We start from the raw sequence: 12,112 nt of genomic DNA, 5'->3' as shown, positions 1-12,112 counted from the left end.
GCGTCACCGCCCGGGCAGCCGGGACTCGATGCCGTCCAGGAGGAACCCCAGGCCGAGGTCGAACTGGACGTCGCGGGGCGGGCCGGCCGGCTTCGTGAGCCACGCGGTGAGCAGGGGCACGGCGGGGTCGGCGGCGGCGAGGTCGCGCACCGACGCCAGTGCCTCGGTGAAGGCTTCGCCGGTGGGTTCGTGGCGCGCTTCCTCGGCTTCCTGCGCGCCGCTGCCGAGGACGTGGCGGTCGATCAGCGCGGCGTAGGTCATCGCGTCGGGCAGCGTGGCGCCGCGCGCGGTCAGGACGGCGAGCATGAACTCGAGGCGCCGCATGAGGTGCGGGCCGGCCGGCGGGCGGGTGTGGGCGAGCAGCGCGCACCACGGGTGACGCTTGAGCATGCCGCGCGTGTCCAGCGCGAGGGCGCGGAGGTCTTCGCGCCAGTTGCCACCGGGGGCGGCGGGCACGGGGACCTCGGCGACGGCCGCGTCGAGCATGAGGTCGCTGAGGCCTTCGCGGCTGTGGACGTAGCGGTAGAGCGCCATCGACGTGTAGGGGCCGAGCCGGCCGGCCACGGACTTCATGGTGACCGCGGCGCCTTCGTCGGCCAGGGCGATCGCCGCGGCGACGATCTCTTCGCGGCCGAGGGAGCGCTGGCGCGGCGGAGGCGGGGGCAGCGTCCAGATCAACGGGGGCTCTGCTGGCATGCGCTGAGTTTATCGCATATAGTTTGAGTTTATCAGTGAAAATTTCAGGGGGATGCGGTGACCGAAGTACTGCCGGGTGTCCGGCTGGGTGTGGTGCGGGGCATCAGTTACGGGCTGTTCGGCGAGCCCGGTGAGTTCGTGCCGCAGGCGCGCGCGCTCGGCGCCGGGCTGCTGCGCGCGTACGTGTTCTGGAGCCAGGTCGAGCCGCGGCCCGGCGAGTACGACTGGACGGCGGTCGACGCCCTGCTGGCCCAGCTCGACGGCGACGAGGAGGTGTGGCTGACCGTCTGTTCCAGCTCACCGTGGGCGACGAAGGTGCCGACAGACTTCCTGCCGCCTTCGCCGGCGCACGACCCGGCCACCTACGGGCGGTTCGCGAGGGAGCTGGTGCGGCGGTGCGCGGGCCGGGTCCACTTCTGGCAGTGCGACAACGAACCGAGCAACACCGGGCTGCTGTGGGCCGGCACGGCCGAGGAGTACGTCGGGCAGCTGAAGGTGCTGCACGACGGGGTGAAGGAGGTCGATCCGGCCGCGCTGGTGGTGCTCGGCGGGTGCGGGTACGACGTGTTCTCGAGCGAACCCGGCAGTGAGCCGCGGAAGTTCTTCGACCACCTCGTGTCGGCGGGGCGCGAGCACTTCGACGTGTTCAGCGTGCACCTCTACGGTGATCCGTCGGCAGTTCCATCCTATGTGGACACTGCGCGCGAGATGATGGCCGCGTACGGCGAGCCCAAGCCGATCGTGGCGGGCGAGCACGGCGGGCCGGTGCCGTTCGAGTTCCCGGAGCTGGAACCGGTGATGCAGCAGGCCTTCCTGAGCGCGTTCGCCGACGCGCCCGCCACGCAGAGCACCGGCGAGCTGCAGGAGCGCGCGACCCAGGAGACGCCAGAGCGCGCCGCGATGCGGGCGCTGTACGCGCGGATGGCCGAGCTGCCGCCGCGGCTGCAGATGTTCCTCGACGGCTGCCCGCCCGAGCTCGACGCGCTGCGCGACCGGATCGGCTGCCGGCAGCTCGTGGTGCGCACGGTGCTGGCGCTCGCGTCGGGGATCCGGCGCACGGCCTACTGGAACCTCGCGCCGGAGGTGCCCGGGCCCGTCGACCCGCTGCAGATGATGCACCTGCTGTTCGGGAAGCTGCCGCTGCTGGGCTACCACGGCCGGTCGTTGGCGGTGCGGCGGCCGATGGCCGACACGTTTTCGCTGGTCGCCGAGCAGCTCGCGGGGGCCGAGCGAGTGTCGCGAATGGACACCGAGGTACCGGCCTACGCCGTCGAGCGCGCCGGGCGCGGCCCGCTGGTGGTGGTGTGGGACCAGCGGGATCCGGTGGACGGGGAGCAGGAGCCGCCGGTCCCGGTGACGCTGCCGTGGACCGCGTCCGAGGCGGTCGCCGTCGACGCCTTCGGTGCGCCGGTGTCCGTGCGTCTCGACGGCGGCACGGTGCGGCTGGCCGTTTCGCTCACGCCGGTGTTCGTCAGCGGGCCGTGACGCGGGAACTACGATGCGCTGGTGGAACTGCGCCAGCTGCGGTACTTCGTCGCCGTCGCCGAGGAGATGAACTTCGGGCGGGCCGCGGAACGGCTGCACATCGCCGGACCGTCGCTCTCCCAGCAGATCAAGGCGCTCGAACGTGACCTGGGGGTGCGGCTGTTCGACCGGGACCGCCGTTCGGTGGCGCTGACCGCGATCGGCGAGTCGCTGCTGCCGGGCGCCCGCGCGCTGCTGCAGCAGGCGGACGACCTGCGCCGCCGGGCCACCGGGCTGTCGAGCACCGAGGCCGTGCGCCTCGGCTACGTGAACTGGCGGCCCGCCGACCTCGTCGAACGCACCGCCGGCGTCGCCCGCGTGCAGGTCGACGCGTGGGTACTGCCTTCGCACGCGCAGGCCGGGCGCGTCGCCGACGGCAGCATCGACCTGGCCATCTGCTGGGTGCAGACGCCCGACCTCGCCGACCAGGACCTCACCGCGCGCCTCATCGGCGCCGACCACCTCTACGCCGTGTCCACCGGCACCGACACCGCACCCGTGGCGGCGAAGGACGTGGTGGTGCTGGTCGACTCGGACACGCTCAGCTGGTCGTCGTGGAACCTCTACGCCGGCCAGTTCGCGCGCGACACCGGCGCCACCGTCGAGCGGACCGACGACGGGGGCATCACCGGCCCGGCGTTCTTCGAGCACGTCCGCCGCCTGCGCCGGCCCGTGGTCAACTCGCCGAAGGGCCAGACGACTCCCCTGCCACCGGACCTGGTGCGCCGCCCCATCGTCTCCCCGACGCCGTGCTGGACCTGGTCGCTCGTCACCCGCCGCGACGACACCCGCGCTTCCGTGCGCGCCGTCGTCGACGCCCTCACCGCGGACCTCGGCACCTTCGGCCTGGACGACTCGACGTGGGTGCCCGCGACCGACCCGTACGCCCGCCGCACGCCCGACCCCGTGTGAGCCGCGGCCTCCGACGTCCGAGGGATCCGGTCGTGGCGCCCGCCGCCCGGCGGGGCGCAGGATCTCCTTGCCGCAACGGCATCCCGAGGAGGCCACCATGCAGGAGTTCCTGGTCCGCATCACCACCACCATCCCCGACGGCACCGACCCCGCCGAGGTCGACCGCCGCCGCACCGCCGAAGCCGCGCGCGCCCGCGAGCTCGCCGCCACCGGCCACCTCGGCCGCCTGTGGCGCCCGGTCGGCGAGCTGCGCAGCATCGGCATCTGGCGCGCCGACACCGAAGCCGCCCTCCGCACCGACGTCCTGGGCACCCTCCCACTGCGCGACTGGATGACGTTCGAGATCACGGCGCTCGAACCGCATCCCAACGACCCGGGGCCGAAGGCCTGAACCCCGAGTGCCTGCGCGCCGCCACCGGTGGCGGCGACCCGCTCGCGCGGAAGGTCCGGGACCGGATCGGATCCCGCCCGGCGCGCGCCGACGGATCCACGCCCGGCCCACCGCACGCACTGGCTCCCCACAAGCGACGCTGCCGCAAGCCGCCTTCGGCGACGGCCCCAGCGAACGACTCTCTCGGCACCGCACCTTCACCACGAAATCCCGCGCCAACCGAACCCACGCCCGGCCCACCGCACGCACTGACTCCCCACAAGCCAGGCCGCCACGAACTGCGCTCGGCGGCGGTCCTGCGAGCCCCTCTCAGCACCGCACCTTCACCACGAAAGTCCCGCGTCAACCGAACCCACGCCCAGCGCACCGCCCGCACTGACTCCCCACAAGCCAAGCCGCCGCAAGCCGCCTTCGGCGACGGCCCAGCGAACGACTCTCGACACCGCACCTTCACCACGAAGGTCCCGCGTCAGCGGACCGGCTGCGCGCCCGTTGCGAAGCGGGCCGAAGCGGCCAGCAGCGCGTCCAGTGCCGCCCGGATGCCGCTGTGTTCCTCCTCGCCCGCGCGGCAGACCGCGATGATCGTGCGGGACAACGCCGGGCGGGTGGTGAGGATGCGTACGCCGGCCGGCGGTGTGCCGCGGGCCAGGCGCGGTACCAGAGCCGCGCCCGCGTTGCCGGCGACCAGGGCCAGCTGCGTCGGATAGCCGCCGACCGTGCAGCTGATCTGGGGCTCCAGCTGTTGCGCCCGGAGGACGTGGACGAGCCATTCGTAGCAGCCCGAGCCGGCGGTCCAGGCGATCCACGGCACGTCGTCGACCTCGGCCAGGTCGACGGTGCGGCGGTGCGCGAGGCGGTGGGTGCCGGGGAGGGCGAGGTCGGCGACGTCGGAGAAGAGCGTGGTGGCGGTGACCGTCGGCGGGAGCACCGTGGGGCGGTCCGCCCAGCTCTCGGCCACGGCGATGTCGAGGTCGCCCGCCACGACCTGGGGCAGGGTCTGCTCGGCCTCGCCCTCGCGCAGCGTCACCTCGAGGCGCGGGTGCTGGGCGGCGAGCGTCGCGAGGGCCGGCGGCAGAAGGGCGTGGATCGTCGTCGGGATGGCGCCGAGGCGCAGCGGGCCGAGCACGTCCTCGTTGAGCAGCTCCAGATCCGACCGCGCCTGCGCGACCTGGGCCAGGATCCGGCCGGCGTGCCCGGCGAGCACCTGGCCCGCGCGCGTCAGGCGCACGCCGCGGCCGCGGGGTTCCAGCAGCGCCTGGCCGGCCTCGCGTTCCAGCTTCGCGAGCTGCTGCGACACCCCGGACGGCGTGACGTGCAGTGACGCGGCCGCCGCGGCCACCGAGCCGTGCTGGGCGACCGCGTGCAGGGCGCGCATGCGATCCAGGCTGAACACGGTAGTGATGCTACCGAATTCCGCTCAGGAACATTCGCTTGTCCTTGACAGTCGCGCACCGCAGGCTGAAGGGGTGACCACGACCGAGCTCCCGTCCCGTTCCCCGGCGGCCGGGCCGATCACCGTTCTCACCGAACGGATCGACCCGCGCCTGCTCGCCGCGGCCGGCAGCCTCTGCATCGCGTTGTCGTCGGTGTTCATCAAGGTGTCGGGCACGAGCGGCTCCACGAGCTCGTTCTGGCGGTGCCTGCTCTCGCTCCCCGTGCTGGCCGCGCTCGCCTTCTGGGAGTGGCGGCGCACGGGCGTGCGGCCGAAGATCCTTTTCCCGTTGCTGGGCGGAATCGGTCTCGGCCTCGACTTCGTGCTGTGGGGCGAGTCGATCCCGCGCGTCGGCGCCGGGATCGCGACGGTGCTGCTCGGCGTGCAGGTCGTGGTCGTGCCGCTGCTGGCGTTGCTGTTCCTCTCCGAACCCCCCGGCCGCCGCTTCCTGCTCACGGCACCGGTGCTGCTCGTCGGTATCGTGCTCAGCGGCGGGTTCCTCGGCAAGAGCGCCGTCGGCTCCGACCCGCTCAGCGGCGCGCTCCTCGCTCTGGCCGCCGGCGCCGGCTACTCCGGCTACCTGCTGTTCATCCGGCTCAGCAGCGGCCCTTCGACGCAGATCCGATCGCTGCTGCTGGCGACGCTCTCGGCCGGCGCCGTCGCCGTCGCGCTCGGGGTGCCCACTCACCGGCTCGACTTCACGCCGGGGTGGCCCGCGTTCGGCTGGCTCGTGGCCCTCGCATTCGTCGGCCAGGTCGTCGGCTGGCTGCTCATCGCCGCCGGGCTGCCGAGGATGACGTCCGCGACGGGTTCGGTCCTCATGCTGCTGCAGCCGATCGGCGCCGTCGGCTACGGCATCGTGCTGCTCGGCGAGGAGCCGACGGTGCTGCAGCTGGCCGGCTGCGCGGTCGTCGTGGCAGCGGTGTGTTTCGCCGGCCGGGCGCCGCGGGAGGTCAGCTCTCCGGGAACGCCAGTCCCACCGACGCGAGGATGGCGCCCACGAGCTCGCGCGCCTCGTCGCGACGGAACTCGATGACGTCCGGCGTGCCCAGCAGCTCCTCTTCGAGCTGCTCCACCGGCCACGTCACCACGGTGCCGTGCCGCGCGAGCAGCAGCCCGACGTCGCGGATCCGGTAGATGTCCCCGATGTCGAGCCACGCGTAGAGCAGCAGCTGCCACAGCCAGCGGCCGACGCGGTCCGGATCGCGGACGCCGACCACGGTTTTCACGTCGAGCAGCGTCGCGCTGCCGTCGCCGATCCCGCCGGCCGGGTCGATCGCGCCCAGCAGCACGTCGCCGTCGGCCCAGCCGGGGACGATCGTCGGCCCGGCGATGCCGAGCTGCGCGCCGTCCGGCGGGTTCCCGCCCATCCGGCGCAGCTCCCACAAAGCGCCGCGGTCGTGCAGCCGCTTCGCGATTTCCGCCAGTTCCGAGACCTGCTCGTCCGTCGCCAGCCCGCGCAGCGCGTCGACGCTCGCGCCACCGCCGTCGACGATCCGCGCCAGCCCCGGGTCGATCCCGCCCGCGCGGTAGACGTCCTCACACGCCGAGACCACGAAGTTCGTGCGCGCCAGGCCGGCCTCCACACCGGGCGAGCCCAGCGTTCCCGGTGGTGCGTAACGATCTTGGTACGCGCGAGCGCGGTCGAAGAACTCCGCCCATGCCCCGGCGACGCCGGGCAGCGGCTCGGCCACCGCGCCGCCGAGCCGGTCGCCGAGATCCAGCCACGTCGTCGCGGCGGGCCGCACGCCGAGCGCACGGGCGCGGAACTCCGGCGGCAACCCCCGGTGCGTCGGGTACTCGGCGGCCTGCGCGTGCGCCCACGCCCCGGTGGCCCACTGCGCGCCGACGAGCCCGAGCAGCGCGTAGTACGGCGGCGCCGGCTGCACGAGATCGGCCACGCGCTGGCCGAACGCGCCCCCGATCTCGGCCCAGTGCCGGCGCGGGACGTCGCGGGCGGCCGGGCGGACCGGCCGCACGTCCTGCACCGCCGCCTCCACCCGGGCCGCCGCGGCGGGCGTGCCGGTGAACACCCGGGCGCACCAGGACGTGAGGACGCTCGCCGGGTCGGCCAGCTCCGAGGTCAGCGACACGCGGTCATCCCGCGAGCGCCTGGCCTTCGCGGAAGAACGCGAGGAGGTCGCCGAGCTCCCGCACCGGGTGCGCGGCGCCGAACGGCGCGTTCCAGAACTGGCCCTGGCGCGGCTCGTGCGGGCCGACGTAGGCGTACGGCTCGGCCAGGTACCCGTCGCCGGGTGAGACGCCGTAGTTGACGGCGCCGAGCGTGATCGCGACGTCGAAGTGTTCCGGCCACAGCACCGGGGTCTCGTCCGGCGCGAACTCCCGCAGGGCCCGGTCGCCGGCGGCGAAGGCCGACAGCAGGGTGGCCACCGCGGCGGCGTCGAGCTCGATCGTCTCCTCGGGTCCCACGGCCGGCCCGTCGGAGTAGACGTCGGCGAGGTCGCTCGGCTCCACCCCGATCGACGCGGCCACCTCGCGGTAGGTGCGGCCGGGCAGCTCGACGGCCGCGGTCGGCGTCCGCAGCCGGGTTCCTTCCACCACCAGGTCGGGCTCGGCGATCGTCGCGAACCCCTCGCCGACCACGCGCAGCTCGATGCGCTCGGACGTGCGGAACTGGGGTCCGGCGAGCAGCAGCTCGGCCACACCGTGCAGGGATCGTCTGGTCGTCGTCAGCGCCGTCATACCCCGATCCTGCCCTTCTCCTGCGCGGCGGGCGAACCGGACACCCAGTACAGTCGCCGCGTGATCAAGAAGGCTCTCTCCGCGGCGCTCGTGCCCGCCGCGCTCGTCGGTCTCGTCGCCTGCACCAACCCCACCGGGAAATCGTGGGCCATCAGCTACGAGGTCACCGGCAGCGGGACCACGAGCGGGATCACCTACTCGCAGTCGGTCGACCGCTACCAGGACGACGCGACGCAGCACCAGCTCACCGGCCCGCTCGGGCTGCCGTGGAAGCTGGACGTGATCATCAGCGCCGGCCGCGACGCCTCGGTCACCGCCACGCCGACCGGCAACGTCACGCTGACGTGCCGGATCCTGCTGGACAAGCAGAGGGAGCTCGCGAAGGCGACTTCGCCCGCGCCCGGCAAGCCGGTGACGTGCAGCAAGACCACGGACAGCTGAACCGGCTGCCCTGATCGGAGACGCCGGGACCGGTCCCGCGCGGGTGTGGTGGTCTTGGCCGGTTCCTGCCGCCGTCCACCGGAAAGCGCCCCGCGGGGGTTTGCTCGGCGGACGTCTCCGAGAGGTGGTGCCCGCCGTGTCCGACCCGAGTCCCTTCGAGCTGCCGGCCCCGCAGTACCAGTACGACGACGAAGACATCCGCCACGCCATCTCCTCGGCGCGGTGGGCGATGGCCGCCCAGGCGACGCTGTACCTCGCGCTGTCGGTGCTCGTCTGGGTCCTCGTGACGAGCCTCGACGACGCCGACGGCCTCGGCGGTGTCCTCGCGCTGGCCTCGCTGGACGCCGTGCTGGCCGTGGCGGTGGCCGTCTGCGCGGTGCTGCTCGGCCGTCGCCGGCCCGCGGTGTGGTGGACGACGTTCGGCATCGAGCTCGGGTTCGGGCTGATCCTTCTGGTGGGCGGTCTCGTCACGCTGCTTTCGGCGGGCTCGGGCGGCGGCGCCGCGCCGGTCGGCCTCTTCCTGTGGCTGCTTCTGGCGCAGGCCGTGCTGCGGCCGCTGCAGCGGCCCGAGGTGAAGGTGGCGTTCGGGCTGCGCGTCAAAGACGCCGAGTGGCAGCGGGCGGCACGGCGAAAGCGGCGCTGAGCGGCGGCGGGAGAGGCGCGGGGAACCGCGTCAGGACAGGAACTTCGCCACGGTCTCGGTGAAGGCGGCCGGGTCGTCGATCCACGGGTAGTGGCTCGCGCCGTGCTGGGTCACGGTGTGCGCGTCGGGGAAGAGCGCCGCGATGGCGGCGGCGATGTCCGGCGGGGTGATCCAGTCGAGCTCGCCGGCGAGCACGAGCACTGGGGCCGTGACCGCGGCCAGTTCGGCTCGGGTGCGCGGCGGTTCGAAGGCGCCTTCGGAGTTGTAGCGGCGGGCGGCGCGGGCGTTGCGCTGGGCCGATTCGGTGGCGTGGTGGGCTTTCGCCGTGTCGTTCCAGCGGCCGTAGTACATCGGGGCGAGGGCGGCCCAGGCGGCGCTCGTGGCGCGCCCGGCGGCGATCTCTTCGTACGCCGCCGCGACGGCCGCGTGCCAAGGTTCCGCGGCCCGGCGGGCGATCGACTCGCGTCGCCGGTCGGGTGTCGGTTCGAAGGCGACGGACCGGGCGCTCGGGGTGATCAGCGCGAGCCGGCCGACGCGCCGGGGCCGCGCGGCCGCGTACCGCATCGCCAGGCTCGCGCCCGCGGAGTGGCCGAGCAGGTCGAGGGTTTCGAGGCCGAGGTGCGCGCGCAGGGCCTCGACGTCGCCGACCTGGCGGTCGCAGCGAAAGGTGCCGGAGTCTTCGGGCTCCGCGGACGCGCCCGTGCCGCGCAGGTCGAGCACCAGCAGGCTGCGGTGCGCGGCCAGTCCCCCGAGGTCGCCGAGGTAAGCCGCGTCGCGCATCGGGCCGCCCGGCAGGCAGACGACGGGTGTGCCGGCGCCGAGCACGCGGTAGGCGAGGGTGGTCCCGTCCGGCGCGGCGAAGGTCGGCATGGGCGGATCTTGGCACCGCCGGGTGACCGGCGGCAAATTCGGTGGTGGGGGCGGGGTTCGCGCCGTAGCGTGCGCGTCGGCATCGAGCACGGAGGAGCGCGACAGTGAGCACGACCCACCACGGGGAAGCCGACGAGCGGTTCGGAGCCGTCGCCGACGCGTTCGCGCGCAACTTCGCCGAGTTCCCCGAACTGGGTGCCGCGGTGACGGTGTTCGTAGGCGGCCGCAAGGTCGTGGAGCTGTGGGGCGGCGTCGCCGACGAGGCCACGGGACGCGCGTGGGAAAGCGACACCGTGGTGCCGGTTTTCTCCTGTGCCAAAGCGATCGTGAGCCTGTGTGCGCACCTGCTCGCGCAGGAGGGGAAGCTCGACCTCGACGCGCCGGTCAGCCGGTACTGGCCCGAGTTCGCACCGGAGGGCAAAGCGGACATCACCGCCCGGATGGTGCTCGGGCACCGCGCGGGGCTGCCGGTGCTGGACGAGACCGTGCCGTTCGAACAGATCGCGCGGTGGGCCCCGGTGATCCGCGCGATCGAGGAGCAGAAACCGTTGTGGGAGCCCGGAACCACGTACGCCTACCACGGCCACGTGTTCGGGTTCCTGCTCGGCGAGCTCGTGCGGCGGCTCACCGGGCAGACGCCGGGCGCGTACTTCCGCTCGGTCGTCGGCGAGCCGCTCGGGCTGCGCGCGTGGCTCGGCCTGCCCGCGGCCGAGATGGCCGCACGGGCCCGGCTGGCGGAGGCCGAGGGCCGCCCGCCCATGCCGCCGCCGGAGCACATCCTGACCCGGATCGTCACGATGAACGGCGCACTCGCGTTCCCGGGCCTCGACGAACCGCACGGCTGGAACGACCCGGCGCTGCTGGGCATGGAGCTGCCGGGCGCGGGGGCGACCGCCTCGGCGACCGGGCTCGCGGGCCTGTACGCGGCCGCCGTCACGGGCCTCGACGGCAGCCCCCGGCTGCTGTCCCCCGCGACCGTCACCGACGCCGCCCGCGAGGTCTCCTCCGGCCCGGACTGGTTCGGCTTCGACGCGGGCGCCCGCTGGGGCTCGGGCTTCCTGCTCGACTCGGCCTTCCGCCCGATGCTCGGCGCGCGCAGCCTCGGCAACGACGGCGCCGGCGGCCAATTCTCCTTCGCCGACGACGACCACTCCGTGGGCTTCGCCTACGTCGCCAACCGCATGATCGGCCACGGCGACGCACGGGCCACCAACCTGGTCACGGCACTGCGCGAGTGCCTGGGGTGACGGGACTTCGCGGCTGATTATCCACATCGGACACTGGCGGCGGCCGGCGTGAGGAGGCGCCGGTCGCCGCGTGGGGCAGCGCCAGCGTGGGCCCGGCGAAGACAACTGTCGCCGCGAGTTCCGGGCGCGGCAGCGACCGACACAGCCGCGTCGGCAAGGCGCTCACCGAAACCGCGGCAAGCAGGCGGCTACCCGCAACCAAGCCCAGCCCGAGGAACCCGACGGGCAGGCTCAGCCTGGCAAAGCGCCCGTCGCGGCGAATTCGAGGCGCTTGGCGACCGACACGGTCTGGTCGGCGAAGCGTTCGTAGAAGCGGGTGAGCAGGGTGGCGGCGACGGCGGTGCGCTGACCGTGGGTCCACTTGGCGGAGGTGATGGTGGCGAGCACGCGGGCGTGGAGGGCGTCGACGGTTTCGTCGGAGCGGCTGAGCTCCGCGTAGCCGCCCTCGACGCCGCCGCCGCGGATGAACTGGGTGAGGCGGTCGGCCATGCGGGCGGTGACGTCGCCCAGTTCGGCGAAGACGGGCTCCAGGTCGGCGGGAACGGTGCGCTCCGGGTGGCTGCGCCGGGCGGTGCTGGCGATGTGGGCCGCGAGGTCACCCATCCGCTCGATCTTCTCGGCGCAGTACACCACCGCGAGCACGCCACGCAGGTCGCCGGCGACAGGGGCCTGCAGGGCGAGCAGCGAGTACGCCTCTTCCTCGCATTCGGCGCGCTGGTCGTCGAGGTCGGAGTCGGCGCCGATGACCTGCTCGGCGAGCGCGAGGTCCGCGGTCAGCAACGCGCGGGTCGCGGACCGCATCGCCGCGGCCGCGGCGTCACCCATCCCGGCGAGCCGTTCGTCGAGCCGGTCGAGGTCGTCCTTGAAACCTTCGCGCATGAAGTGCGACTCTACCGAGGTCCGGCCGACCGCGCTGTGTCGGCCAGTTCCTCGACGTGCTCGAGATCCACGAGCTCGGACGTGTGACCGCCCTCGTGGCCGCCGGGCACACGGCACACCGCGCCGTCTTCGGCGAGCGCGCCGCACTCCGCGCGGGCCTCCAGCACACGCCGGCCGGGCCACCACCGCAACCACCACCTCGGGCCGCCGGGCCCGTCACCGCGGACGCCCGCGACGTGCTCGTGGCCGTGTCCTGCCTCGAGCTCGCAGTACAACGACGAGGACGCCCCGCGGACCGCAACACTCCGCAGGACCGATCGTTCCCGCCCGGACAGCTCCAGTGGCTCCAGGCACAGCGCGCGATCCGCCATGGC

General features: G+C 73.7%; 14 protein-coding genes. 7 read left to right on the top strand and 7 right to left on the bottom strand.

All coding sequences use genetic code 11. From position 1 onward, the window contains the following. Window positions 1–3: 3 nt before the first annotated feature. Entirely contained in the window at window positions 4–696 is a 693-nt protein-coding gene (locus tag ACFY1H_RS07180) for a TetR/AcrR family transcriptional regulator C-terminal domain-containing protein (protein ID WP_386945220.1), read from the bottom strand. A gap of 57 nt (window positions 697–753) precedes the next feature. On the opposite strand from ACFY1H_RS07180, the gene ACFY1H_RS07175 reads away from it, so the two are divergent. The 3 genes from ACFY1H_RS07175 to ACFY1H_RS07165 all read left to right on the top strand — a co-directional run bounded on the left by ACFY1H_RS07175 (window position 754) and on the right by ACFY1H_RS07165 (window position 3,523). Beyond that, window positions 754–2,181: a hypothetical protein gene (locus tag ACFY1H_RS07175; RefSeq protein ID WP_386945218.1), complete on the top strand. Its 1,428-nt coding sequence runs from the start codon at window positions 754–756 to the stop codon at window positions 2,179–2,181. Between the two features lie 21 nt (window positions 2,182–2,202). After that, window positions 2,203–3,132, top strand: coding sequence for a LysR family transcriptional regulator (locus tag ACFY1H_RS07170; protein ID WP_366576509.1), 930 nt, complete (start codon window positions 2,203–2,205; stop codon window positions 3,130–3,132). A 97-nt stretch (window positions 3,133–3,229) separates the two neighbouring features. Further along, window positions 3,230–3,523 carry a muconolactone Delta-isomerase family protein gene (locus ACFY1H_RS07165; RefSeq protein WP_386945216.1) on the top strand — a complete coding sequence of 98 codons (294 nt, stop codon included), beginning with the start codon at window positions 3,230–3,232 and terminating at the stop codon, window positions 3,521–3,523. Window positions 3,524–3,992: 469 nt separating this feature from the next. On the opposite strand, the gene ACFY1H_RS07160 is transcribed toward ACFY1H_RS07165, so the two are convergent. After that, complete coding sequence (locus ACFY1H_RS07160) at window positions 3,993–4,916, bottom strand: LysR family transcriptional regulator (RefSeq protein WP_386945214.1); 924 nt, start codon at window positions 4,914–4,916, stop codon at window positions 3,993–3,995. 73 nt (window positions 4,917–4,989) lie between these two features. On the opposite strand from ACFY1H_RS07160, the gene ACFY1H_RS07155 reads away from it, so the two are divergent. Next, window positions 4,990–5,991: a DMT family transporter gene (locus ACFY1H_RS07155; protein ID WP_386945212.1), complete on the top strand. Its 1,002-nt coding sequence runs from the start codon at window positions 4,990–4,992 to the stop codon at window positions 5,989–5,991. Here ACFY1H_RS07155 and ACFY1H_RS07150 read toward each other — a convergent pair. Both ACFY1H_RS07150 and ACFY1H_RS07145 read right to left on the bottom strand, forming a co-directional pair. Beyond that, a complete protein-coding gene (locus ACFY1H_RS07150; protein ID WP_386945210.1) occupies window positions 5,909–7,048 on the bottom strand; it encodes a hypothetical protein in 1,140 nt (379 codons plus the stop codon). The two genes, ACFY1H_RS07155 and ACFY1H_RS07150, sit on opposite strands and share 83 nt — an antisense overlap. Before the next feature lie 4 nt (window positions 7,049–7,052). Beyond that, window positions 7,053–7,658, bottom strand: coding sequence for a hypothetical protein (locus ACFY1H_RS07145; protein WP_386945208.1), 606 nt, complete (start codon window positions 7,656–7,658; stop codon window positions 7,053–7,055). A gap of 60 nt (window positions 7,659–7,718) precedes the next feature. Here ACFY1H_RS07145 and ACFY1H_RS07140 point away from each other — a divergent pair, with 60 nt between their 5' ends. Both ACFY1H_RS07140 and ACFY1H_RS07135 read left to right on the top strand, forming a co-directional pair. Further along, entirely contained in the window at window positions 7,719–8,099 is a 381-nt protein-coding gene (locus ACFY1H_RS07140) for a hypothetical protein (RefSeq protein ID WP_386945206.1), read from the top strand. 136 nt (window positions 8,100–8,235) lie between these two features. Next, window positions 8,236–8,742, top strand: a complete 507-nt coding sequence (locus ACFY1H_RS07135) for a hypothetical protein (protein ID WP_386945204.1) — start codon at window positions 8,236–8,238, stop codon at window positions 8,740–8,742. Window positions 8,743–8,772: 30 nt separating this feature from the next. Here the strand turns inward: ACFY1H_RS07135 and ACFY1H_RS07130 are convergent, their stop codons facing one another. Further along, window positions 8,773–9,612, bottom strand: coding sequence for an alpha/beta fold hydrolase (locus tag ACFY1H_RS07130; protein WP_386945202.1), 840 nt, complete (start codon window positions 9,610–9,612; stop codon window positions 8,773–8,775). Window positions 9,613–9,716: 104 nt separating this feature from the next. On the opposite strand from ACFY1H_RS07130, the gene ACFY1H_RS07125 reads away from it, so the two are divergent. Then, a complete protein-coding gene (locus tag ACFY1H_RS07125; protein ID WP_386945200.1) occupies window positions 9,717–10,859 on the top strand; it encodes a serine hydrolase domain-containing protein in 1,143 nt (380 codons plus the stop codon). Between the two features lie 231 nt (window positions 10,860–11,090). Here ACFY1H_RS07125 and ACFY1H_RS07120 read toward each other — a convergent pair whose 3' ends face one another. Both ACFY1H_RS07120 and ACFY1H_RS07115 read right to left on the bottom strand, forming a co-directional pair. Further along, window positions 11,091–11,738 carry a phosphate uptake regulator PhoU gene (locus tag ACFY1H_RS07120; protein ID WP_366576529.1) on the bottom strand — a complete coding sequence of 216 codons (648 nt, stop codon included), beginning with the start codon at window positions 11,736–11,738 and terminating at the stop codon, window positions 11,091–11,093. Between the two features lie 11 nt (window positions 11,739–11,749). After that, a complete protein-coding gene (locus ACFY1H_RS07115; protein ID WP_366576531.1) occupies window positions 11,750–12,109 on the bottom strand; it encodes a hypothetical protein in 360 nt (119 codons plus the stop codon). Between the last annotated feature and the right edge of the window lie 3 nt (window positions 12,110–12,112).

The organism is Amycolatopsis sp. NPDC001319, assembly GCF_042896185.1.
Classification (GTDB): Bacteria; Actinomycetota; Actinomycetes; order Mycobacteriales; family Pseudonocardiaceae; genus Amycolatopsis.
This window is presented reverse-complemented; position numbering and strand designations above follow the sequence as displayed.

What these genes read in the sequence shown, in the direction of transcription:
- ACFY1H_RS07115 (WP_366576531.1), bottom strand. Translation starts at nt 12,109, where the DNA reads ATGGCGGATCGCGCGCTGTGCCTGGAGCCACTGGAGCTGTCCGGGCGG.
- ACFY1H_RS07130 (WP_386945202.1), bottom strand. Translation starts at nt 9,612, where the DNA reads ATGCCGACCTTCGCCGCGCCGGACGGGACCACCCTCGCCTACCGCGTG.
- ACFY1H_RS07120 (WP_366576529.1), bottom strand. Translation starts at nt 11,738, where the DNA reads ATGCGCGAAGGTTTCAAGGACGACCTCGACCGGCTCGACGAACGGCTC.
- ACFY1H_RS07165 (WP_386945216.1), top strand. Translation starts at nt 3,230, where the DNA reads ATGCAGGAGTTCCTGGTCCGCATCACCACCACCATCCCCGACGGCACC.
- ACFY1H_RS07145 (WP_386945208.1), bottom strand. Translation starts at nt 7,658, where the DNA reads ATGACGGCGCTGACGACGACCAGACGATCCCTGCACGGTGTGGCCGAG.
- ACFY1H_RS07180 (WP_386945220.1), bottom strand. Translation starts at nt 696, where the DNA reads ATGCCAGCAGAGCCCCCGTTGATCTGGACGCTGCCCCCGCCTCCGCCG.